This is a genomic window from Microbacterium aurugineum, assembly GCF_023101205.1.
In the GTDB taxonomy this organism is placed as follows: domain Bacteria; phylum Actinomycetota; class Actinomycetes; order Actinomycetales; family Microbacteriaceae; genus Microbacterium; species Microbacterium aurugineum.
In genome coordinates this window covers 3,001,765-3,025,398 of sequence record NZ_CP078078.1, presented here as the reverse complement: position 1 = coordinate 3,025,398, position 23,634 = coordinate 3,001,765, and the positions used below count along the sequence as shown (strand labels likewise).

Sequence of the window (23,634 nt, the reverse complement as noted above, 5' to 3'; positions counted from 1 at the left end):
TCGACTCGAACAGTCGCATCCGGTGGGGAGACGATATGGCGGAGCAGAGACGCCGACGCGTGAACGTGGTGGCCGGAGATCGTCGTCGCGAACTGCGTGAGGCCGCGAGCGGCATCGTGCGTGAGGAGGGCTTCGGCGCGGCGACCGTGAAGGCCATCACCGCTCGTGCGGGAATGAGCGCGGGCCTGCTCTACACCTACGTGGACAGCGTCGACGATCTGCTCGCCGATGTCTTCCGACAGTGCGCCGGGGCCGAGCTGACGGCGGTGGACGATGCGGTGCACGCCGCGCCCGATGATGCTCGTGCGCGTCTGGTCGCTCTGATCGAGACCTTCGCGGCGCGCGCACTCCGCGGCCGGCGACTGGCCTGGGCGCTCCTCGCCGAGCCCGTCGGCCGCGCCGTCGATGAGGAGCGCCTCGCCTACCGCCGCGGCTACGCCGCCCTGCTCGATGAGATCGTCCGACAGGGGATCGCTTCTGAGGTCTTCGCTCCGCAGGATCCGGCGATCACGGCGGCGGGACTCGTCGGCGCGATCGGTGAGGCGCTCACCGGACCGCTCTCCCCGGTCTCCGGCGACGAGGACGCACCCGACCCCGAGTCCGTCGTGGCGACGATCACGGCCCTGTGTCTGCGCGCTGTGGGGGAGAGATGAGCACGCATCAGGTCACGAATCAGGCGCCGGAGCGCGTCGGCGTGGACGAGTACGGCACGAACACGGCGCTCGTCGAGGGGGTCGAGCGCAATGACGCCGCATGGGCGCACCCGGGACTGCACGAGATCGGCGTCCGTGTGGGTGGCGAGCAGTTCCAGGAGGATGCGCGACGGGCCAACAGGAACAAGCCGGTCCTGCGCACCCACGACCGCTGGGGGCACCGCATCGACGAGGTCGACTACGACCCGTCGTACCACCGCGTGCTCGGCGCGGCCGTCGCGGCGGGGGCGCACACCTCGGCTTTCGCCGCCCCGCGGCCCGGTGCGAACGTCGCTCGTGCCGCATCGTTCATGCTGTTCGCGCAGGTCGAGCCCGGGCACGCCTGCCCGGTGTCGATGACGCATTCCGTCCTGCCGGTCGTCGCCGCGCAGCCGGAACTGGCCGCGCAATGGATGCCGCGACTCCTGTCGACCCGATACGACTCCACCCTGTCCCCCGGAAAGCCGGGCGCGTTGTTCGGCATGGCCATGACCGAGAAGCAGGGCGGTTCGGACGTGCGCTCGAACACGACCGTCGCCGCGCCGCTCGGGGGCGGACGCTACGCGTTGACGGGGCACAAGTGGTTCTGCTCCGCGCCGATGTCGGACGCCTTCCTCGTCCTCGCTCAGGCGCCGGGCGGCCTCTCCTGCTTCCTGCTCCCGCGCCTGCGCGAAGACGGAACGCGCAACGAGATCCGGATCATGCGCCTGAAGGACAAGCTCGGCAACGTCTCCAACGCGTCGAGCGAGGTGGAGTACGAAGGCGCCGTCGCCCACCTCGTCGGGGAGGAGGGGCGCGGTGTGCGCACGATCATCGAGATGGTCACCCACACCCGGCTGGACTGCATCCTGGGCTCGCTGGCAGGCATGCGTCAGGCGACCGCCGAAGCAGCCTGGCACGTGCGTCATCGCTCTGCATTCGGTCGTACGCTGATCGACCAGCCGGCGATGACCGCCGTGCTCGCCGACCTGCAGCTCGAGACCGAGGGGGCCACAGCTGCGGCGCTCAGACTCGCGCGCGCCTACGACGCCGATGCCGACGAGCAGGAGACCGCTTTTCGTCGTCTCGGCACCGCGGTCATGAAGTACTGGGTCTGCAAGCGCGGACCCGCGCATGCGGCCGAAGCGCTCGAATGCCTCGGCGGCAACGGGATCACCGAAGACTTCCCGCTCGCCCAGCGCTACCGCGAGCAGCCGGTCATGGCAGTGTGGGAGGGGTCGGGCAACGTCATCGCCCTCGACGTCTTGCGTGCGCTGGCCCGCGAGCCGCAATCCTTCGAGGCGTTCGACGCCGAGGTGTCGCTCGCCGCCGGGCAGGATCCCCGACTCGACGCGCACATCGCCCGCACGCGGGATCGCGTTCGCCGCATCACGGAGGATCCTGCGGCCGAGGCGCGGGCACGGAGGCTGGTCGCCGACCTGGCGCTGTCGTTGGAGGCGTCGCTTCTGATCCGTACCGCCCCTTCCGCCGTCGCGGAGGGGTTCCTCGCGGCGCGCCTCGGCGAGGGGATGGGGCGACTGTTCGGCGAACTCCCCGAAGGCGTCGAGGCCGCCGCCATCGCCGCCCGGGCGTGACGATCTCCGTGTCGCGTCAGATCTTGCGGCTGCGCGGCATGAGCCGCACGGGTGGCAGCGGCGGAGCGGGGATGCGCACGTCGTGTCCGACGACGACACCGAAGCGGTCGGATGCCGCTTCCCAGGCCTCGCGCGCGTCGACGATCTCGTCGTGCGAGCGGCCGGCGAAGTTCCACCACATCACGATGTCGGCCTCGAAGGGCTCGCCGCCGAGGAGGAACAGCAGTGCCCCCTCGCCGCTCGACACCTCGACGCTCTCGCGGGAGTCGCCGAGGTAGAGCAGGCCGTTGCGGTCGAGAGGATGCTCGGCCACGACCGCATCGCCCTCGACGAGCATCAGCGCGTGCTCCCAGTCGGCCCGCAGGGGGAGACGCACGCGGCAGCCGGGGGAGAGGACGATCTCCGCGCCCACGATCGGCGTGTGGACGGTGGCGGGCGAGCGCACGCCGGCGAAGTCACCGAGCACGACGGTGGCTTCGGCTGCTGCCCCCTCGTCGGCAGGGAGTGTGAGCGCGGGCAGTTCGGTGTGCCGCTCGAAGCCGGGGGAACCGTGGCGGGCGGATTCGGGCAGCACCACCCAGAGCTGCAGTGCGTCGAGCGGCACGGGATCGTCGCCGATCGAGTACTCCGAATGCGAGATGCCGTTCCCGGCCGTCATCAGGTTCAGCTGCCCGCGCCGCAGGTCCGCATCGCTGCCCAGTGAGTCGCGGTGGCGGATCTCCCCGACGAGCGGCCAGGTCACGGTCTGCAGTCCGATGTGCGGATGCGGCTCGACCCGCATCTTCGTATCGGCGGGACCGAACCGGTCGAGGAAGCACCAGGCGCCGATCGTGGGCAGGTTCCGGTGCGGCAGGGCGCGCAGCACGTTCATCCCGCGCACACCGCCGAGCGGAACCTCCCGCGGCTCCAGGATCAGGCGGTGCTGCCCGATCATTCCGCCCGCCCGGTCGGGTCCTCGCCCGCGGATCCGGCGTGACCTTCGGGAGCCTTCGGCCAGCGGATCTCGGCACCGGGGATCTCATGCGTCTCGAGGTACTTCGCGATGTACGGGCACAGCGGCACGATCGCCTCGCCGCGCCCGGCCGCATCCGTCAGCGCTTCGGAGGCCAGCTTCCCGGCCAATCCCTGTCCCTGGAACGCCGGGTCGATCTCGGTGTGGAGGAAGCGGATGGATCCTGCACGGAGGTCGAAGGCCGCGAAGCCGGCGAGCACGTCGCCCGAGTGGAGTTCGTAGCGCGATTCGCCCTCGTTGCGGGTCACGGTGATGTCGGTCATCGGAGCTCCTTCGAACGGGTTGCCTCCAACCTACGCCCCTGTGGAGAGGGGGGCTCCCGCGTCGGCGGGGGTGGTTACGCTGGAGGAATGCCGCAGACTCCCCGTGACCCGTACGCGGACCTGCCGTACGCCGACGAGCCCTACGACGATGGCTGGGAGCCGTCCGCCCCGCCGGAGCCGATGGATTGGGAGCCACAGGGAGCAGGATACGAGCCGCCTCTCGACTGGGGGTCCGGGCCCGTCACGCCGGTCGCATCGCCGGCCTCGACCCCCGCGTCGGTTACACGGCGGGCGACCCCGAGCCGGTTCGCGACCGCGCTCGACGCGCTGCACACGGTCTTCGGCTACGACGAGTTCCGTGGCGACCAGGCCGAGATCGTCGAACAGGTCATCGCGGGCGGCGACGCCGTGGTCCTCATGCCGACCGGCGGGGGCAAGAGCATCACGTACCAGGTGCCGGCACTCGTGCGCGAGGGCACGGGGCTCGTGGTCAGCCCGCTCATCGCGCTCATGCACGACCAGGTCGATGCGCTGCGGGCCAACGGCGTCAATGCCGCGTACCTCAACTCGACGCAGGCGATCGACGAGCGTCGAGAGGTCGAGCGGGCCTACGTCGCCGGTGAGCTCGACCTCCTCTACGTCGCCCCCGAGCGGCTCTCCCACGCTCAGACCACGGCGCTGCTGCAACGCGGGACGCTGAGCGTGATCGCGATCGACGAGGCCCACTGCGTGTCTCAGTGGGGTCATGACTTCCGGCCCGACTACCTCGCGCTGGGTGACCTCGGCGAGCGGTTCCCCGGGGTCCCTCGCATGGCTCTCACCGCGACGGCGACCGCGGCCACGCACAAGGAGATCACCGAGCGTCTGCGACTCGACGGTCAGGGCGGACGAGAGGCCGCCGCACACTTCGTCGCGAGCTTCGATCGCCCCAACATCCAGTACCGGATCGTGCCCAAGGTCGACCCCCGTAAGCAGCTGGTCGCCTTCATCCGGTCGCAACCGGAAGGTGCGGCGGGTATCGTCTACGCCCTCAGCCGCAAGTCGGTCGAGCAGACGGCGACCTCCCTCGCCGCTCAGGGGATCGACGCGCTCCCGTATCACGCGGGCCTTCCCGCGGAGGTGCGTGCAGCTCATCAGGCCCGCTTCCTCCGGGAAGACGGCGTGGTCATGGTCGCGACCATCGCGTTCGGCATGGGGATCGACAAGCCCGATGTGCGTTTCGTCGCGCACATCGACCTGCCGAAGTCCGTGGAGGGGTACTACCAGGAGACCGGCCGTGCCGGTCGTGACGGCGAGCCGGCGGTGGCGTGGATGGCGTACGGACTCGGCGACGTGGTGCAGCAGCGCCGCCTCATCGATCAGAGCCCCGGCGACCGCACGTTCAAGATGCGGATGGGGCAGCACCTCGACGCGATGCTCGCGCTCTGCGAGACCGTGGAGTGCCGTCGGCAGAACCTGCTCGGCTATTTCGGTCAGCAGTCGCAGCCCTGCGGCAACTGCGACACGTGCCTCGACGACACCGAGACGTTCGACGGGCTCGTTCCGGCGCAGAAGCTGCTGTCGACCATCGTGCGACTCCAGCGCGAGCGCAACCAGGCGTTCGGCGCCGGACACCTGATCGACATCCTCCGCGGCGCCTCGACCGAGCGCATCCGGCAGCAGGGTCACGACAAGCTCGCGACCTACGGAATCGGTCACGACCTGTCCGATCAGGACTGGCGCAGCGTGGTCCGGCAACTCCTGGCCCGCGGCATCCTCGTGGCCCAAGGCGACTACGGCACGCTGGCCCCCGGCGAGCAGGCGGCCGGGGTGCTGCGCGGAGAGACCGCCGTACCACTTCGCAAGGACACCATCGGCCGTCCCGTCTCGTCCGGCCGTGCCCGCAAGGCGAGTGCCGCGGATGCGCTGGACGCCAGGGATCGCGGGCTCTTCGAGTCGCTGCGGGCCTGGCGCGCCGAGACCGCACGGGAGCAGGGGGTTCCTGCGTACATCGTCTTCGGCGATGCCACCCTGCGTGCTCTCGCCGAGCATCGTCCGGCGTCGCTTGCAGACCTCGACGGCATCACCGGCATCGGTGCGAAGAAGCGCGAGGCTTACGGCGAGAGCGTGCTCGCGGTCATCGCCGCGGCCTGAGCACTGCGTCCTGTCCGTCAGCGCGCGGGCAGCACGTCGGCGAGGTGGGCTCGCAGCTGTTCGGCGATGTCGACCGCATTCCGGTCGTAGAGCCACTGATACTGCAGGCCGTCCCACATCGCGATGAGCCAGGTGGCCTCGTGCGCGGGGTCGCGGTGTGCCGGGAGGTCGCCGTCTTCCTGGGCCATGCGGAAGAGCTCGGTGAAGTGGTCCAGGGCGTTCGTGAACCGCGAGGCGAAGTAGTCGTGTGCCGGATGGGTCGCCGGGACGGCTTCGCAGGACAGGACCGCGTACACCTCGATCAGGCCGGGTTCGTTGCGTGCGTTGACCCTCGCGCCGTCCGGGATGCCTCGCAGCAGCGCGCCGGCCGAACCGACTTCGGAGAGTTCCGTGGTCGCGCTGATCGCCTTGTCGCGTTCGGCGAGGACGGCGCTGAGGAGCAGCTCTTTCGAGGGGTAGTGGTGCAGCAGCGTCGATTTCGAGACGCCGACGGCGGTGGCGATGTCCTGCAGGCTGGTGTCGCCGTAGCCGTCGCGCGAGAACAGGCGCATCGCGTCGGCGACGATCTGCGCCCGGCGGCGGCGGCCGACCGCGTACCCCGGATCGGTGTTCGCCAGGGTCCCGGTGCGGAGTTCGGGGAGGGTGCGGGAAGTTCCGGTGCCGGAGCCGGGCGCGTCGTCGGGGTCGCGCCAGCCGACCGGCAAGGCCCACAGGTTCTCCCGCTCCTCGAGCTCCTCGACCACGTCGACACGGTCGGGCAGGTACTGCGAGAGCAGCTGCAAGCCGTCCCAGCCGGCGGTGTGCCGCACGATCTCACCGTCGACATCGCGGTCGGCGGCGACCACGCCGAGGTGCTTGGCGTCCTCCAGGACGTCGACGCTGAGTTCGCGCAGCCGCGCATAGCGCTCCCGCATCCGCTCGTGCGCCGGGTGCCCGGGCGATGATGCCTCGCCGGTGAGAGCGGCGAAGAGCTCGAGGTATCCCTCGGTGTGGGCGTTCCGCTCGGCGAGTCGGGTGAAGACGAGGTCGCCGGGCTCGGAGGCGGCGGCGATCTCCGCGAAGACCGTCTCGTTGTCGGCCTCGAGTGCGCCGACGACCTCGGCGAGCAGGTCGTCCTTCGAGCCGAAGTGCCCGAGCAGCCCGGGGTGGCTGACCGATGCGGCGGCGGCGATGTCGCGCAGGGAGGTCGACCGATAGCCGCGGGAGATGAACAGATCGTGGGCGGCAGCGAGGATGCGCTCCCGTGTGGCGGCGGCACGGGCGTGCCGCGAGCCCGTCGGTGCGGTCGTGGTCATCGCATCCTCCTCTCCGCTCTCTATCCTCGCTCATTACCACTCGGTCGGTATTCACTTACCAATCGGTCTGGATTCGTGTATCTTCTTCGGAGAGCCGCATCGCCCGAAGACGTGCGGAGATTCGAAAGGACTGTCATGACAGAGTTGTCATCCGCCGCGAACGCGGCTGCGGTCGGCACCACCGGGTTCAAAGCGCCCGGAACGACGCCGTCGAAGACGCCGCGCGGCTACACGCCCGGCCTCGCCGCCGTGAACTTCGGCGTGTACCTCGCGCTTCTCACGCCGGTCATGGTGTCGATGGCGTTCAAGATCCAGCACATCGATCCGGTCAGCACGGAGGCGAGCCTGGGGCTGGTGATGAGCATCGGCGCAGCGTTCGCGCTCGTGGCGAACCCGCTGGTGGGTCGGCTCTCCGACCGGACCACTTCGCGTTGGGGCATGCGTCGCCCGTGGATCCTCGGTGGCGCGATCGTCGGCCTCGGCGGATTCCTGATCATCGGCGTCGCCACGTCCGTGTGGATGGTCCTGCTCGCCTGGTGCCTCGTGCAGGCGTCGATGAACGCGGTGCTCGCCGCAGCCAACGCCACCTTGCCCGATCAGGTGCCCGTCTCGAGCCGCGGCAAGGTGTCCGGCATCATCGGTATCACCACCCCCATCGGCATCCTCGCCGGGAGCTTCATCGTCAACTTCCTCCCCGGTGACTTCGAGCGCTTCGTCGTGCCCGCCGTGATCGCGCTGATCCTGGTGATCGTGTTCGTCCTCGTCCTCCAGGACCGTCGACTCACAGAGAAGCCGGCGGAGCGCTTCACGGTCGGCACCTTCTTCGGTTCCTTCGTCTTCAATCCGCGCAAGCACCCGGACTTCGGCTGGACGTGGCTGACCAAGTTCTTCGTGATGTTCGGCTACGCGGGCATCGCCACCTACCTTCCGCTGTACCTGATCACCAAGTTCGGCCTCGACGAGCAGGGCGCGGTCGGAACGATCCTCTTGGCCAACCTCGCCTCGATGGCGGCGATGGCGATCTCCTCGCCGCTCGGTGGCTTCCTCTCCGACAAGATCGGCAAGCGGCGTCCGTTCGTCGCGGTCGCCGGTGTGATCATGGTGGTCGGTCTCGTCATCCTGGCCGTTGCTCCGGACGTCACCACGGTCGTCGCCGCGCAGGCGATCATCGGGCTCGGTGCGGGCTCGTTCCTCTCGGTCGACCTCGCCCTCGCCACCGAGGTGCTGCCCGACCCCGCCGACACCGCCAAGGACCTCGGGGTGCTCAACATCGCCAACGCGCTGCCGCAGTCGATCGCGCCGGCCATCGCCCCGGCCATCATCGCGCTCGGCGCCGCCACGCCGCTCGGCGGCTACACGGCCTGGTATCTGTTCGGTGCGCTCGTCGCGCTGGCCGGTGCCCTCCTCGTCTACCGCATCAAGGGAGTCAAGTGACCATGACCGATACCGCCACCACCGTCCGTCCCTGGCTCGATGCCGCTCTCCCGGTCGACGAGCGCGTGCAGCTGCTGCTGGATGCCATGTCGATCGAGGAGAAGGCCGGCCTCCTCTTCCACACGATGATCGCGATCGGCGATCTCGAGGAGTCCGACCCCACGTTCGCGACGCCCTCGGCCCGTGAGTTCCTCGAGGGCAAGCGGATGACCCACTTCAACCTGCTGGGGGCTGCACCGACAGGCCGCGAGATCGCGGCCTGGCACAACTCCCTGCAGCGTCTCGCGGCATCCACGGGTCTCGGCATCCCGGTCACCCTGTCGACCGACCCCCGCCACTCGTTCAGTGAGAACCCCGGGGCGTCGATCCTCGCAGGTCCCTTCTCCCAGTGGCCCGAGACGCTCGGGCTCGCCGCGACGCGGGATGAGGCGCTCGTGGAGCGATTCGCCGACATCGCCCGACAGGAGTACACCGCGGTCGGCCTCCGCGTGGCGCTGCACCCTCAGGTCGACCTCGCGACCGAACCGCGCTGGGCCCGGCAGACCGCGACCTTCGGAGAGGATGCGGAACTCTCCGGCAGGCTCGGGGCCGCGTACATCCGCGGCTTCCAGGGCGCCTCGTTCGGACCCGGATCCGTGTCGACCATGACGAAGCACTTCCCGGGCGGCGGTCCGCAGAAGGACGGCGAGGACCCGCACTTCTCCTACGGGCGCGAGCAGGTGTACCCCGGCGGAGAGTTCGAGCTGCACCTGAAGCCCTTCGAGGATGCGCTCGCCGCCGGCACGCGCCAGATGATGCCGTACTACGGCATGCCCGTCGGTACCGAGTATGAAGAGGTCGGCTTCGGCTTCAACAAGTCGGTCATCACCGGGTTGCTGCGGGAGCGCTACGGGTTCGACGGGGTGGTCTGCACCGACTGGGGGCTGATCAGCGACTCCGAGATCTTCGGGCAGCCCTTTTCCGCCCGCGCCTGGGGAGTTGAACACCTCACGCCCCGCGAGCGCATGAAGAAGGTGCTGGATGCCGGTGCCGACCAGTTCGGCGGCGAGGCGAACCCGGAGCTGCTGCTCGAGCTCGTCGCCGACGGCGAGATCACGGAAGAGCGACTCGACGTCTCGGCGCGGCGGATCCTGCGGGAGAAGTTCGAGCTCGGTCTCTTCGAGAACCCCTTCGTGGATGAGGACGCCGCCGACGAGATCGTCGGACGCGCGGACTTCCGCGCCGCGGGGGAGGACGCGCAACGCGCCTCGATCACCGTCCTGTCCAACGACGGTGCGCTGCCGTTCGCGCGGGGGACGAAGCTCTACCTCGAGGGCATCGATGCGGACGTGGCGGCCGCCTTCGGCGAGGTCGTCGACACTCCTGCCGAGGCCGACCTCGCGATCGTCCGCCTGCAGGCGCCTTTCGAAGAGCGCGCGACGATGTTCGAGAACTTCTTCCACGCGGGATCCCTGGAGTTCCCCGCCGAGCTCGTCGCCCACGTCCGTGAGGTCGCACACGCGGTCCCGACCGTCGTCGATGTGCTGGCCGACCGTCCGCCGATCCTCACCCCCATCGCCGAGGTGGCTGCTGCGGTGACCGTCAACTGGGGCGCGTCCGGCGCCGCACTGCTCGGCGTGCTGAGCGGTGCGGTCGAGGCGCGGGGCAGACTGCCGTTCGATCTGCCGAGGTCGATGGCCGCTGTCGAAGCCTCACGCCCCGATGTCCCGTTCGACACCGCGGATCCCCTCTTCCGCTTCGGCCACGGTCTCTCGCTGTAGTCGCTCTCGAGCCGTCCTCCCGCCCGCGACCCTCTCGGAGTCGTGGGCAGGAGGGAGGCTCGGCCGTTCCTGTCGCGAGGCGACAAGCGGCGGCGGGGGTGCCCCGGCAACGCGTTGGAGGATGCTTACAGAGGAGTTCCTCGACGTTTGTCGCAGACCTACCATGGTGGTCTCCCTACTTTCCTGGAGGAACCCCATGGTCGACGCTGCCGTCCGTCCTTCGACGACACCCGATGAATCACACGAGATCGCGGCCCCGCCGCAGATCGACGTCGCCCGAGTGAACGATGCCCTGATGGGCACGTGGGGTGACGTCCGCCGCCAGGCGCGCGAGATGATCAAGGATTCGGCGTTCTGGCGCAAGGATGAGCTCGGCAAGGACGAGCACCGCGAGCGCGTGCTCAGCCAGCTGCACCTGCTGGTCGAGAACAAGGCGGTGCACCGTGCGTTCCCCAAGTCGCTCGGTGGTGAGGAGAACAACGGCGCCAACATCGCCGGCTTCGAGGAGCTCGTGGTCGCCGACCCGAGTCTGCAGATCAAGTCCGGTGTGCAGTGGGGACTCTTCGGCTCCGCGATCCTCCAGCTGGGCACGAAGGAGCACCACGAGAAGTGGCTCCCCGGCGTGATGGACCTGTCGATCCCCGGTGCCTTCGCGATGACGGAGATCGGACACGGCTCCGACGTCGCCGCCGTCGGCACGACCGCGACGTACGACGCGGAGACCGAGGAGTTCGTCATCAACACCCCCTTCCGGGGCGCGACGAAGGAGTACCTGGGCAACGCCGCACTGCATGGCGTCGCGGCGACCGTGTTCGCTCAGCTCATCACGAACGGTGTCAACCACGGTGTGCACTGCTTCTACGTGCCGCTGCGCGGGGAGGACGGCAACGATCTCCCCGGTATCGGTCGCGAGGACGACGGGCTCAAGGGGGGACTCAACGGCATCGACAACGGACGACTGTCGTTCGACCACGTGCGCATCCCGCGCACCAACCTCTTGAACCGCTACGGCGACGTCGCCGCCGACGGGACGTACTCCAGCGCGATCGACAGTCCCGGCCGCCGCTTCTTCACGATGCTCGGCACGCTCGTCCAGGGGCGCGTGTCCCTCGACGGCGCGGCCTCCTGGGCATCGGCGCTCGGCCTGCACATCGCGATCACCTACGCCACGCAGCGTCGTCAGTTCGACGGGGCGGACGGCCAGGAAGTCGTGCTGATGGACTACGGCAAGCACCAGCGCCGTCTGCTCCCGCGCCTGGCGACCACCTACGCGCAGATCTTCGCGCACGACGAGTTCCTGCAGAAGTTCGACGGCGTGTTCTCCGGCCGCACCGACACGCCCGCCGACCGGGAGGACCTCGAGACGCTCGCGGCCGCCCTCAAGCCGCTCTCGACCTGGCATGCGCTCGACACCTTGCAGGAGGCCCGCGAAGCCACCGGTGGGGCCGGCTTCATGTTCGAGAACCGTCTGGTCGGCCTTCGCCAGGACCTCGACATCTACGTCACGTTCGAGGGCGACAACAACGTCCTCCTGCAGCTGGTCGGCAAGCGCCTGCTCACCGACTACGCCAAGCAGTTCCAGGGCAAGGACGCGGCGGCGCTGGCCAAGTTCGCCGTCGGAATGACCGCGGGCAAGGTGTTCCACGGCGCGGGGCTCCGTCAGCTCGGCCAGGCCGTCTCCGACTTCGGTCAGGTGAGTCGCTCGGTCGAGCGGGGGCTGCGCGAGGAGCAGCAGCACGACCTGCTCGCCGGGCGCGTGCAGCAGATGGTCGCCGACATCGCGGCTCGGCTGCGTCCGGGGGCGAAGGACAAGGTGCTCGGCGCGCGTCTGTTCAACGAGAACCAGGCGGAACTCATCGAAGCCGCTCGTGCGCACGGAGAGCTGTTGCAGTGGGAGGCGTTCACCGACGCCGTGCATCAGATGGACGACCCCGACACGAAGAAGGTCCTCACGTGGCTGCGTGACCTTTTCGGGCTGCAGCTCATCGAGAAGCACCTCGCCTGGCACCTGATCAACGGACGCTTGTCGACCCAGCGCGCAGCGGCCGTGTCGAGCTACATCGACCGTCTGTGCGCGCGGCTGCGCCCGTACGCCCTGGACCTGATCAACGCGTTCGGCTATGAGCCGGAGCATGTGCGTGCACCGATCGCGAGCGGCATCGAGAAGCAGCGTCAGGACGAGGCGCGTGCATACTATGCCGACCTCGCGGCGACCGGGCAGGCTCCCATCCAGGAGAAGGCCCTGAAGAAGAAGCGCTGACCCCGCCCGCCCCCGCTCCCGCTCCTCTCCTCGTCGAGGCCCCCTCTCCGTGTCGGGACCCCCTCTGAGACACGCGAGTGAGAGGGGGCGTCGGCGGTGGGCGGGGCGTCGGCGGTGGCTCGGTGTCGACGGTGGATAGGTGTGTGTGCGGTGAACGGTCCGCTCGCCTCGTCAGGCCTCTTGCTGTCGAGGCCCCCTCTCCGTGTCGAGACCCCCTCTGAGACGCGCGAGCACGAGGGGGCATCGACGGTGGGCGGGGGCGTCGGCGTTTGGTCGGGTCGACGGTGGATAGGTGTGTGTGCGGTGAACGGTCCGCTCGCCTCGTCAGGCCTCTTGCTGTCGAGGCCTCCTCTCCGTGTCGGGACCTCCTCTGAGACACGCGAGTGAGAGGGGGTGCCGACGGTGGACGGGGGTGTCGACGGTGGGTGGGGGTGTCGACGGAAACGGAAGCGGAGACGGGGACGGAGACGCGGAAGCGGGGACCGGGGCGGCGCGCGGCAGGCGGCAGGCGGCAGGCGGCGGGCGGCAGACGGCACGTGGCAGGTGGCAGGCGGCAGGCGGCAGGCGCCCGTGGCGGTGTCGGTCCTGGCGGATAGCCTGAACGGATGAGCTCTCTCCTCACCGGACCCGACGCCCGTGACCGCTGCGCCTGGGTGGGTGACGACGCCGAGTACCGCCGCTACCACGACGAGGAGTGGGGCACGCCCCTGCACGGCGACCGCGCGCTGTTCGAGAAGATGGCGCTCGAGGGCTTCCAGGCCGGACTGTCGTGGATCACGATTCTGCGCAAGCGCCCGCGGTTCCGTGAGGTCTTCGCGGGGTTCGAGCCCGAGATCGTCGCGGAGTTCGGCGAAGACGACGTCGAGCGCCTGATGGGAGACGCCGGAATCATCCGGAATCGCGCGAAGATCGAGGCGACCATCGGCAACGCCCAGCTGGTCCGCTCGATGGGAACAGGCGAGCTCGACGAGCTGATGTGGTCGTTCGCGCCGCCGGCATCCGGTACCCGACCGGCGTCGTTCAGCGACGTCCCCGCTGTCACGCCGGAGTCGACGGCGCTGAGCAAGGAGCTGCGACGACGAGGCTTCCGTTTCGTCGGTCCGACGACGATGTATGCGCTGATGCAGTCGGCGGGGATGGTCGACGACCACATCGCGGGGTGCTGGCGCGCCTGATCATCGGAACCGCGAGGTTCAGCGTTCGCCGGTCTCCCGCGTGAGTGCGGAGCGCGCGTCGGAGGTGTTCTCGACCGCGAAACTGGCCATCGTCGGCAGGTAGCGGTCATCGGCGACCTCGACGAGGGAGCTGTCCTCGGCCCACGCCGTTCGCCGCACCCGCAGCAGCGGAGTCGACACCGAGACGGCGAGCGCCGCGGCATCGAGGTCATCCGCGGGGACGGCGTCGAAGACATGGCGTGCGCGGACGGGTGCGCATCCGTGCTCCTGCATCGTCTGGTAGATGCTCCCCGTATCGAGGTCGGCCGCCAACAGCAGCTTTCCGACGGCGAACGGGAATGCCGACCTCTCGAGCATCGCCGGCTCGTCGTCCAGCAGCCGCAACCGCACGATCTCCACGATCGCCGCCCCCGGTTCCACGCCGAGATCGTCGGCGACGGTTTCCGATGCCGGACGCCGGGCGGCCTCGATGACCCGCTGTCCGGGGCGGCGGCCGATCGACCGTGCCCAGTCGGTGAACGAGACGAACGATTGGAAGGACTGCGTCGGCACGAGTCGCCGTACACGCGGCGGTGCGCCCCGTCCGCCGTCGACGGCGCCCTCTGCGCGCAGGGTCGCCAGCGCCTGCCTGATCGGCCCCCGCGAGGTGCCGAACTCGGCGATCAGGGAGTGCTCGCTCGGCACCCGTTCGCCCTCGGGCCACTCACCGCTCCTGATGCGATCGCGCATCTGTTCGTACAGCTGCTCGTGCAGCGGTCTGCGCATTCGCGTCCTCGCTCCCGTTGTCATGACTTCTCGCTCCTCGACGCTGCCAGCCAGGGCCACTCTGCCTCATGTCGGTGAACACTTCGAGAATACTGCGGCAAAAAGTTGTCATGACTACTTTCGCTCCGCATGCTCGGAAGAGACCCGGAGATTCTCCACCCTGCCTCGGCCGAGATGTGCGGTCGACCAACTCCAAGGAAGAGACATGAGAACCAGACGCGGAATCGGTGCCCTTGCGGTGACGTGCGCCCTCACCCTGCTCGGCGGGACCGCGGCGACGCCCGCGCTCGCCGCGGCCCCGCCGCTCGACGAAGGCTTCGCCGATGCCACTGCGACGCAGCCACCGGCGGGGTGGTCGGTCGACAACACCAATGTCGACGGCATGCGCACCGAGTGGCAGGGCTGGTCGTTCCACACGCCGGCCGAGGTCGTGTCCGTGTGGGGGAACAGCGGAGACCGCGGTTCCTTCTCCCGCGCGGAGGGGATGACCGCGGTCGTGCACTCCGACGCGAACCGGCCGACGCAGGGGCGCTTCAGCTCGGTCCTGTGGGCTCCCGAGGTCGACCTCCAGAGCGGCGACGGGGCGGTGCGGGTGGTCTTCGACAGCCACTACAAGCAGGGACAGGCACCGCAGACCGCTCAGCTGGTGGCTCGGTTCGACGACGAAGCGCCCGTCGTGGTCGAGTCGTTCGCGCGGAACCGGCTCGACGAGCAGGTGGATGTCTCGATCCCGGTGCCGGCGGGAGTCGATGCCGTCACGGTGGGCTGGTCGTATGCCGAGAGCAGCAACAACTGGTTCTGGATGATCGACGACGTGCAGATCAGCGAGGCGCCACCGGCCGATTCGACACCGCGAATCCTCTCCGCGTCCAAGCCCGTCGCGACGGCGGGTGCGACAGTGCCGGTCACGATCGGCGGCCTCCGCCCCGGCCAGCAGCTGACCGCGACGTGGGGGGACTCCGCCACTCCGATCCCGGGTATCCCCGTGGCCGACGCCGCCGGGGAGACCTCGTTCTCCGTCACCCTGCCCCAAGACCTCGCCCCCGGCTACGTGGCGCTGTCGCTCGGAGGCGCCGGCATCGTCTCGACGTCGCTCGAGATCACGGTGCTCGCGGCAGGCGATCCGGACTCGGCGACCACCGAACCGCTGCTCTGGTTCGACGGCTTCGAGAAGGACACCTGGATCACGACGGGTGCGTGGTCGCTGTCGACTCTCGACAGCGTGGTCGGGCAGTACGGAACCGACCGCCGACACGCGTTCACCCGGGCCTCGGGACGGATCGCGGTGGCGGAAGCGACGGAGGGGGCGTTCTCGGGCACCCTGACATCGGCACCGATCGCCGTCACGGCGGGGGACACGCTCGAGGTGCGCCTCGACAGCCACTACCGCAAGCGCGGCGGGGGACAGCAGGGATCGGTGACGGCCCTCTTCGACGACGGGACCGAGGCCGTGCTGCGCGAGCTCTCCGACGCGGATGAGGAGTCCGCGCGACTCCGTCTGCCGGTCGCGGTGCCCGCGGGCGCGTCGTCGATGAGCATTCGATTCGGGTTCGAGGCCGCGAGCGCCGCGGGGTCGTGGATGCTCGACGACGTGCAGGTGCTGCGCCCGCTCACCCCGCTCGCCGAGGGGGTCGAGGCGGACGCGGTCGTCGACATCTTCAGCGACGTGCAGGGAGCGACGACCCGGCTGAGCCAGAACGTGCTTCCCGGTTTCCGTGCGATGCCGCAGGCGGCGGATGTGCTGGTGTCGAACGGCGATCTCGTCAGCACGGGGTCGACCGCCAACTACACCTCCTATCTGTCGGCGCTCGCCGCGGGGGGCGGGGGCGACTACGGCACGGTCGTCTCGACGATCGGCAACCACGAGTACTACGGCAGTGAGGGATCGGCGGTGTATCAGAAGCGCTTCCTCGACTCGACCGGTATGCGTGAGGTCGGCGGGCAGGGCGGACTGTGGGGAGAGGTCCTCGTCGACGGGCAGCTTCCCCTGATCTGGATCGGGAGCGAGTTCTACGACTACGCGGCGAAGACCGGCTCGGGCCCGTTCATCGACTTCAGCCAGGAGCAGTTCACCTGGCTGCGCGACCGGCTCGCGCACTGGCGTGCCCAGGACAGGCCGGTGCTGCTGTTCTCGCACCACCTGCTGCCCTACTCGGTCTCGGGGTCGTACGCGCGGTTCTACAAGAACGACTACGGCCAGGAAGAGGCTCGCTTCGCCGCGCTCCTCGCGCAGAACCCGAACGTCATCATGTTCAACGGCCACACGCACTGGTCGCCGACGCTGAATGACTGGAGCGCCGAGCTGCGGACGGATCCGAGCCTCGCCCATGCCCCGACGGTCGTGAACACCGGAGCGGTGACCACGATGTACGGGCCGAGCGGCGACTGGGAGGAGAAGGCCGTCGGCGGTGCCGATCCGGTCGGACTGCGCGCCGCGCTGTACGACGACCGCGTGCGGGTCACGGTGTACTCCTTCTCCTCCACCGGCGCGACGGAGATCAAGCACGTCGACGTCCCGCGGCCGACGGCGGCTCCGGTCGACCCCGTCGATCCCGTCGATCCGGTCGATCCCACCCTGGAACTGAGCACGCAGAGCGTCGCAGCGGGCGGCCGGGTCACGATCGCGGCCACCGGATTCCCTGCCGACACCGAGGTCGAGATCGAGCTGCGCTCCACACCGGTGCGGGTGGGCGTGGCGACCGCCGACGTCGACGGAGCGTTCCGCACGACCGTCACGATCCCCTCGACGACGCCGGCGGGTGCTCACACGCTGGCGGTGATCCTGCCGGACGGGACCGAGGTCACCGCCCCGCTCACCGTCACGGGGGCGGGTGAGGGGCCGGGCGGCGTCGCGCCGGGCTCCGGCGGTGGGGATGCACCGTCGACCGGCGGGGGACTCGCGGCCACCGGCGGTGAGCCCGGCTGGTTCCTCCTCGGCGGCGGCCTGCTGCTCGCGGCGCTCGGCGGGTTCCTCCTCGCCCGGAGGCGCCGCGCGGGCAGCTGAGAGCGTTCCGTTCCCCCTATCGCCGGGGCGGCGCCGAGGTCGACTCGACGCCGCTCCGGCGATGGGTACTACTCCCCATCGAGCGGTCCTCGGGCACGCGGTTAGGATGAACGGGTGCGTCGTCGGCCAGACGGGCCCGCGCACGAGTGATCACAGAGTGTCACCCTGGGGGGGAAACCGGGAATGAAGGCGTTGTCATGGATGCGCGCGCGACCGAAGACGCTGGCGTCCGCGGCGGGTGTCACGGTCGGGGTCATCGCCCTCACCACGATGGCCTTCACGTATGAAGGGTTCCCGACCACCAAGGTCGACCTGAACGACGGCGGCGTCTGGATCACCAAGACCTCGAGCCTGCTCGTCGGGCATTTCAACAACGAGTCCACGGTCCTCGACGGCGGTCTGCGCACCACGAGCGAGAACTACGACATCCTCCAGGCCGCAGCGAACGTGCTCGTCGTCGACGAGAGTGCATCGACCGTGACGGCGATCGACCCGGCACGGGTCTCGCTCGGAGATTCGGCGATCATCCCCTCCACCGCCAAGGTCGCGATGGGTGCGAACACGGCGGCGATCCTGGATGAGAAGTCCGGAGATCTCTGGGTCGTCCCGGTGAAGGGCATCGCGTCGTTCGAGATCGAGGCGGCGGAACCCGTCGCCGAGCTGGGCGAGAACGCCGACGTCACCGTCGCCGATGACGGCACGGTGTTCGCACTCTCCGCCGAGCGCGGCGAGGTCGTGACCGTTCCCGTCGACAACGAAGGTGCGCCGCGGGACACCTCCACGGCTTCGGTCGGCGAGGTCGATGCGGCCGCGAAGCCGACGATCACCGCCGTGGGTCGCACGCCCGTGGTGTTCGACGAGGCGGCGGGCGTCGTCACGACCCCGGGCGGCTTCCGCACGGAGGTCCCGGGCGCGAAGGATGCCGTGCTGCAACAGGCGTCCGCCGCGAACGACGCGGTCGCGATCGCCACCCCGTCCGCTCTGGTGCGTGTGCCGCTCGACGGCAGCGACCCCGAAGAGACCTCGGCCGGGAGCGCGGGTACGGCCGCCGCACCGGTCTGGCTCCGCGGCTGCACCTACGGTGCCTGGGCGGGTTCGGCGACCTTCATCCGGGAATGCCCCGGCGATTCCAACGACGTGAACTCCCCGATCGAGGGAGCAGAGGATTCCGCGAACCTGACCTTCCGCGTGAACCGGGACGTGATCATCCTCAACGATGCCGTCGGCGGTGCCGCCTGGATGGCCAACGAGAGCCTGCAGCGCGTCGACAACTGGAACGACCTGACTCCGCCCGAGGGCGAGACGGAGAACGAGGAGGACTCGACCGAGGAGACCGTCGAGACCACCCTTCCGGAGCGCAGCGAGCAGAACACCCCGCCGATCGCGGAGGACGACTCCTACGGTGTGCGGCCGGGTGCCACGACGCTGCTCCCCGTGCTCGACAACGACAACGACCCCGACGGGGATGTGCTCGTCGCGGCCCTCGCCGAGGCGCAGCCCGCGATCGGCACCGTCCAGCCGATCAACAACGGCGGCTCGCTCCAGATCGCCGTCGAAGAGAAGGCCTCCGGTACCGCGAGTTTCACCTATGAGGTCGACGACGGACGCGGGGGCAAAGACACGGCCGTCGTGTCGCTCGCCGTGCACGACTGGAACGAGAACGGCGCTCCGACGCCCAAGCGCAAGACCGCGCTCGCCGTGGAGACCGGCGGCACGATCTCGTACAACATCCTCCCCGACTGGATCGATCCTGACGGCGACGACATCTATCTGAAGGAGGTGATCGCGGCTCCCGGCGACGAGGTCGACTTCAGCAAGGACGGTCAGATCACCTACAAGGCCACCGCCAGCCTGCAAGGACGCAAAGACGTGCAGGTGACCGTGGCGGACGCCTTCGGAAAGCTGGGCACGTCGACGATCGCGCTCGATGTCCGGCCGCAGGGCTCGACCAACCCGAAGACCAACGCCGACCACGTCATCACCAAGGTGGGCGAGCAGGTCACCATCGCGCCGACGGCGAATGACACGAGCACCTCCCGCGAGCCGCTGCGCCTCAGCCGGGTTCTCGACACCCCGGGCGCGACGATCATCCCGAACACCCCGAACAAGACCTTCTCCTTCATGGCGGAGAAGGCCGGGGTCTACTACGTGCAGTACCAGGTCACCACCGGGCCCAAGAACGGCGAGGGTCTCGTCCGCGTCGACGTGATGCCCGAATCGGAGACCGACCTCCCGCCGGTCGCCGTTCGTGACGTCGCGCTCCTGCCCACCGGCGGGGATGTGCTGCTCGGCGTGCTCAACAACGACACCGATCCCGGCGGGGGGATCCTCGTGGTGCAGTCGGTGTCGCTGGAGCCGAACAGCGGCATCTCGGTCTCGGTGCTCAACCACGAGACGCTGCGCATCACCGATCAGGGAGCGCTCGAGGAGCAGGTGCGGATCAAGTACCGGATCTCGAACGGCTCGAAGTCGGCCGAGGGTGAGGTCGTGGTGATCCCCATCCCCGCGCCGGACGAACTCCTCCAGCCGATCGCCAACCCGGATACGGCGACCGTGCGCGCCGGCGATGTGGTCACGATCCCGGTGCTCGACAACGACACGCATCCCAGCGACGACGTCATGCACCTCGAGCCGGAGCTCATCGAGCCCTTCGTCGACCCGGAGGACGGCGAGGCGTTCGTCTCGCAGGACGCGGTGCGCTTCAAAGCGGGCCCGGAGGCCAAGACGGTGTACCTCACCTATGAGGTCGTCGACTCGCGCCAGCAGAAGGCCGCCGGCTACGTCACCATCCAGATCCTGCCGATCGACGAGGAGAAGAACGCCGCTCCGCGTCCTCAAGACCTCGTGGCGCGCACGCTCGCCGGCACCGAGGTGAACATCGCCGTCCCGCTGGACGGCATCGACACCGACGGCGACTCCGTGGAGCTGGTCGGCCTCGATTCGAGTCCGAGCAAGGGACGGGTGCTCAACGGGCCGAACTACTTCACGTACGAAGCGTTCGACGGGGCGTCCGGCGTCGACGTGTTCAAGTACCGCGTGCGCGATCGCCTCGGCAAGGAGGGCGTCGCCACGATCCGCGTCGGCATCGCCCCCGCGGAGGAGATCAACCAGCCGCCGTATGCGGTGAAGGACGCCGTGGTCGTGCGACCGGGGCGTGAGATCGCCGTGCCCGTCCTCGCGAACGACTCCGATCCCGAGGGCGACAAGGTCTCCCTCGTCAAGGACGGGCTCGAGCTTCCGGAGGGGTTGGATGCGCGGGTCTCCGGTGACCGCGTGCTCGTTCAGGCACCCGACGCGCCCACCGAGACCTCGCTGCAGTACACCGTGTCGGATTCCCGCGGGGCGACGGCGATGGCGACCCTGCAGATCACGGTCGACGAAGACGTTCCCCTGCAAGCTCCCGTCGCACGCGACGACCGATTGCAGCCCGCGGATCTGAAGGACGGCGGACTGACCGCGGACCTCGACATCCTGGCCAATGACGAAGACCCGGACGGCACGACCGACCGGCTCACGGTCGATGTCGGCGAAGGCGGCACACGGCTCGAGAACGGGAAGGTGCGCGTCACCGTCACGGACGAGCTGCAGTTGATCCGGTACACCCTCACCGACCGCGACGACCTGCAGGCGTCGGCGTTCATCTTCGTCCCCTCGCGGGCAGACCTTCGCCCGACGCTCACGTCGACGAAGCCGCTCGAAGTGGTCAGTGGCGAGACCGAGATCCTGCCGCTGTCGAAGTACGTGACGGTGGCGGGCGGCGGCGACGTCGTCATCACCGAGAAGGCGAAGATCAGCGCGAGCCATGCCGACGGCGCAGATCTCCTCCAAGACGCGAAGACACTGGTCTACACGTCCGCCGACGGCTACTTCGGGCCCGACGCGCTCACGTTCGAGGTCACGGACGGCGATGGGCCCGACGACCCGGAGGGGCGCAAGGCCACGCTCAGCATCCCCATCAACGTGCTGCCGCCGGAGAACCAGCAGCCGACGTTCGTCCAGGGACAGGTCAACGTGGCACCCGGTGAATCGGCGGTGGCGCTGGACCTCGCCGCGCTGACCGACGACCCCGACCCCGAAGACAAGGGGAAGCACGACTACGCACTCGTCGGCGGCGAGGGCAAGGGCGTCTCCGCGCGGGTCGACGGCGACGAACTCCGCGTGGAAGCGTCGTCGAACGCCAAGAAGGGGACGACGGTCACGCTGAAGCTCCGCGTGTCCGACGGCACGACCGAGCCGGTGGAGGGCACCGTCACGGTGCTCGTCACAGCATCGACCCGTCCCATGCCCGCGGCCAACACCGACACCATCTCCGAAGCGGATGCGGGCGAGACCATCACGGTCCCCGCTCTCGCCAACGACTTCAACCCGTTCCCCGAGACCCCGCTGAAGATCGTGTCCGCGGTGACCGAGTCCGGCGGCGGCGAGGTCGGCTTCACCGACGACCAGGTGACCATCACTCCGACGAAGTCGTTCGTGGGCACGCTCGTCGTCCGCTATCGCATCCAGGACGCGACGGAGGACCCCGATCGGGAGGTCAACGGACAGATCGTCGTCACGGTGCAGGACGTTCCGGACGCGCCCGGGGTTCCGGTCATCGCGAGCGTGCAGGACCGCACGGTCGTGGTGTCGTTCTCCGCGCCGTCGAACAACGGAGCCGAGATCACGAAGTACACCGTGAGGTCCGTGGGCGGGAACCCGTACACCAAGGAGTGCCAGTCCACGACGTGCACGCTCGACGGCCTCACCAACAACGTCGAATACACGTTCCAGGTGACCGCGACCAACCGTGTGGGCGAGTCGCAGCCCTCCGCGGCCTCCGCTCCGGCGCGGCCCGATGCGCGTCCCGACACACCGAACCCGCCCTCTCTGGACTTCGGGGACAAGTCCCTCAAGGTGGCCTGGAAGACGCCGAGCACCCCGGGCTCGCCGGTCGAGCGGTACACGCTCGAGATCTCGCCCGCGCCGCCGTCCGGCGTCACGCAGAAGGAGGTCACGGGCAACTCCACCACGTGGGAAGGGCTCGAGAACGGCTCGGACTACCAGGTGCGGGTCCAGGCGCACAACAGGGCCCCCGACCCCTCCAGTTGGAGCGGCTGGTCCGCCTCCGAGATCCCGGCCGGCCCGCCGAAGGCTCCCGCCGCGCCCACGACGACCGAGCTCGCCCCGGTCGGCGACCAGGCCCAGATGCAGGTGAACTGGGTCGCGCCCGACAACAACGGTGACGCCATCCAGGTATACCGTCTCGAGATCCTGCAGGGCGGCCAGGTCGTGAACACGCTGACCCCCGGGCCCGAGGCGCGGAGCCAGGCCATCCAGGTCCAACCCTCCCAGACCCCGTACACCTACCGCATCCAGGCCTACAACAAGGCCGGGTGGGGCGAGATGAGTGCGCAGTCGGCCCCTCGCCGCGGGGTCATCCCGCCGGGAGCGCCGACGGGCCTGAAGGTCACGGACGGGGATCGCAGTCTCACCCTCGCCTTCAACGCCGGTTCCAGCGGTGGGGCGGCGAGCAACGAGATCAGCTACCAGTACCGTCTGAACGGCGGCGGCGGATGGTCGGCCCTTCCCGGAAACCAGAAGATCGGTGGACTGACCAACGGAACCTCCTACAGTGTCGAGGTGCGCGCCGTCGCGAACGTCAGCGGCTCCACGTACGCGGGAGCCGCATCGAAGTCGGCCAGCGGCAAGCCGTACGGCAAGCCGCACGCCCCGTCGGTCAGCGCGGATCCGCTCTCCACCCAGGTGCGTCTGAAGTGGAACGCCAACGGTTCCGACAACGGACGACCCATCGAGAACGTGCAGATCAGCATCGATGGCGGCGGCTGGCAGAACGTGAGCAAGACCGGCTCGACCGACGTCGGGAACGGGCACAGCCAGACGCACTCGATCCGCGCCCGCGCGCAGGACTCGACGGGCGCCTGGTCCGATCCCAGTGGGACCGCATCCGCGACCTCTTCGCCCCCGCCGCAGCCCCGTGCCTGGGTGACGAGAGGCACGGCCGGGAACTGGCCAGGGCAGTGCACCGACGGCACCTGCGCGAAGTTCGTCATCAACACCTCGAACTTCCCTGCCGGGAGGTACCAGGTCTGGTGCAACAGCAATGCGCCACTCGCAGGACCGAAGTTCGCGGGCGGCTCGAGTTGGAACATCCCCGCCAACGGTTCCATCGAGATCGGCTGCTTCCACGGCGCGGGTGGCCGTGGCTACGAGGTGTGGGTCACGATCGGCAACACCGACTACGAACGCCGTGCCTGGTAGCGGCGCCCC

Annotated in this window: 13 protein-coding genes; 9 read left to right on the top strand and 4 right to left on the bottom strand. The window is 69.3% G+C overall.

Annotation, left to right across the window (positions count from 1 at the left end; all coding sequences use genetic code 11):
- The first annotated feature begins 35 nt into the window (after positions 1-35).
- Both KV397_RS14550 and KV397_RS14545 read left to right on the top strand, forming a co-directional pair.
- Positions 36-653 carry a TetR/AcrR family transcriptional regulator gene (locus KV397_RS14550; protein WP_261811572.1) on the top strand — a complete coding sequence of 206 codons (618 nt, stop codon included), beginning with the start codon at positions 36-38 and terminating at the stop codon, positions 651-653.
- On the top strand, positions 650-2,266 hold the full coding sequence (locus KV397_RS14545) for an acyl-CoA dehydrogenase family protein (RefSeq protein ID WP_153243481.1): 1,617 nt from the start codon (positions 650-652) through the stop codon (positions 2,264-2,266). The genes KV397_RS14550 and KV397_RS14545 overlap by 4 nt, the downstream gene beginning before the upstream one ends.
- A gap of 16 nt (positions 2,267-2,282) precedes the next feature.
- Here KV397_RS14545 and KV397_RS14540 read toward each other — a convergent pair whose 3' ends face one another.
- Together KV397_RS14540 and KV397_RS14535 are read right to left on the bottom strand one after the other, a co-directional pair.
- Positions 2,283-3,200, bottom strand: a complete 918-nt coding sequence (locus KV397_RS14540; RefSeq protein ID WP_153243482.1) for a pirin family protein — start codon at positions 3,198-3,200, stop codon at positions 2,283-2,285.
- Positions 3,197-3,541: a GNAT family N-acetyltransferase gene (locus tag KV397_RS14535; RefSeq protein ID WP_131494051.1), complete on the bottom strand. Its 345-nt coding sequence runs from the start codon at positions 3,539-3,541 to the stop codon at positions 3,197-3,199. Before KV397_RS14535 ends, KV397_RS14540 begins: the two co-directional genes overlap by 4 nt.
- Positions 3,542-3,628: 87 nt before the next feature.
- Between KV397_RS14535 and recQ the strand changes: the two genes are divergently transcribed.
- Positions 3,629-5,674: a DNA helicase RecQ gene (gene recQ / locus KV397_RS14530; RefSeq protein WP_261811571.1), complete on the top strand. Its 2,046-nt coding sequence runs from the start codon at positions 3,629-3,631 to the stop codon at positions 5,672-5,674.
- Positions 5,675-5,691: 17 nt separating this feature from the next.
- Here the strand turns inward: recQ and KV397_RS14525 are convergent, their stop codons facing one another.
- The gene (locus KV397_RS14525; RefSeq protein ID WP_261811570.1) at positions 5,692-6,969 is read right to left on the bottom strand and encodes a TetR/AcrR family transcriptional regulator; all 1,278 of its coding nucleotides are present in this window, start codon (positions 6,967-6,969) and stop codon (positions 5,692-5,694) included.
- 135 nt (positions 6,970-7,104) lie between these two features.
- On the opposite strand from KV397_RS14525, the gene KV397_RS14520 reads away from it, so the two are divergent.
- From KV397_RS14520 to KV397_RS14505, 4 genes are all read left to right on the top strand, one after another.
- The gene (locus KV397_RS14520) at positions 7,105-8,403 is read left to right on the top strand and encodes an MFS transporter (RefSeq protein WP_261811569.1); all 1,299 of its coding nucleotides are present in this window, start codon (positions 7,105-7,107) and stop codon (positions 8,401-8,403) included.
- 2 nt (positions 8,404-8,405) lie between these two features.
- On the top strand, positions 8,406-10,163 hold the full coding sequence (locus KV397_RS14515) for a glycoside hydrolase family 3 protein (RefSeq protein ID WP_261811568.1): 1,758 nt from the start codon (positions 8,406-8,408) through the stop codon (positions 10,161-10,163).
- A gap of 196 nt (positions 10,164-10,359) precedes the next feature.
- Positions 10,360-12,423: an acyl-CoA dehydrogenase family protein gene (locus tag KV397_RS14510; RefSeq protein ID WP_261811567.1), complete on the top strand. Its 2,064-nt coding sequence runs from the start codon at positions 10,360-10,362 to the stop codon at positions 12,421-12,423.
- A 605-nt stretch (positions 12,424-13,028) separates the two neighbouring features.
- A complete protein-coding gene (locus tag KV397_RS14505) occupies positions 13,029-13,598 on the top strand; it encodes a DNA-3-methyladenine glycosylase I (RefSeq protein WP_131494493.1) in 570 nt (189 codons plus the stop codon).
- Positions 13,599-13,616: 18 nt separating this feature from the next.
- Here KV397_RS14505 and KV397_RS14500 read toward each other — a convergent pair whose 3' ends face one another.
- Positions 13,617-14,363 (bottom strand): GntR family transcriptional regulator, encoded by a 747-nt coding sequence (locus KV397_RS14500; RefSeq protein WP_261811566.1) that lies wholly within the window; start codon positions 14,361-14,363, stop codon positions 13,617-13,619.
- 205 nt (positions 14,364-14,568) lie between these two features.
- Between KV397_RS14500 and KV397_RS14495 the strand changes: the two genes are divergently transcribed.
- On the top strand, positions 14,569-17,367 hold the full coding sequence (locus KV397_RS14495; RefSeq protein ID WP_261811565.1) for a metallophosphoesterase family protein: 2,799 nt from the start codon (positions 14,569-14,571) through the stop codon (positions 17,365-17,367).
- Positions 17,368-17,568: 201 nt separating this feature from the next.
- Positions 17,569-23,625, top strand: a complete 6,057-nt coding sequence (locus tag KV397_RS14490) for an Ig-like domain-containing protein (protein ID WP_261811564.1) — start codon at positions 17,569-17,571, stop codon at positions 23,623-23,625.
- Positions 23,626-23,634: the final 9 nt, after the last annotated feature.

Coding starts and splice junctions, on each gene's coding strand:
- KV397_RS14535 (WP_131494051.1), bottom strand. CDS start 3,541: ATGACCGACATCACCGTGACCCGCAACGAGGGCGAATCGCGCTACGAA.
- KV397_RS14510 (WP_261811567.1), top strand. CDS start 10,360: ATGGTCGACGCTGCCGTCCGTCCTTCGACGACACCCGATGAATCACAC.
- recQ (WP_261811571.1), top strand. CDS start 3,629: ATGCCGCAGACTCCCCGTGACCCGTACGCGGACCTGCCGTACGCCGAC.
- KV397_RS14490 (WP_261811564.1), top strand. CDS start 17,569: ATGCGCGCGCGACCGAAGACGCTGGCGTCCGCGGCGGGTGTCACGGTC.
- KV397_RS14525 (WP_261811570.1), bottom strand. CDS start 6,969: ATGACCACGACCGCACCGACGGGCTCGCGGCACGCCCGTGCCGCCGCC.
- KV397_RS14545 (WP_153243481.1), top strand. CDS start 650: ATGAGCACGCATCAGGTCACGAATCAGGCGCCGGAGCGCGTCGGCGTG.
- KV397_RS14520 (WP_261811569.1), top strand. CDS start 7,105: ATGACAGAGTTGTCATCCGCCGCGAACGCGGCTGCGGTCGGCACCACC.
- KV397_RS14495 (WP_261811565.1), top strand. CDS start 14,569: ATGAGAACCAGACGCGGAATCGGTGCCCTTGCGGTGACGTGCGCCCTC.
- KV397_RS14540 (WP_153243482.1), bottom strand. CDS start 3,200: ATGATCGGGCAGCACCGCCTGATCCTGGAGCCGCGGGAGGTTCCGCTC.
- KV397_RS14550 (WP_261811572.1), top strand. CDS start 36: ATGGCGGAGCAGAGACGCCGACGCGTGAACGTGGTGGCCGGAGATCGT.
- KV397_RS14505 (WP_131494493.1), top strand. CDS start 13,029: ATGAGCTCTCTCCTCACCGGACCCGACGCCCGTGACCGCTGCGCCTGG.
- KV397_RS14515 (WP_261811568.1), top strand. CDS start 8,406: ATGACCGATACCGCCACCACCGTCCGTCCCTGGCTCGATGCCGCTCTC.
- KV397_RS14500 (WP_261811566.1), bottom strand. CDS start 14,363: ATGCGCAGACCGCTGCACGAGCAGCTGTACGAACAGATGCGCGATCGC.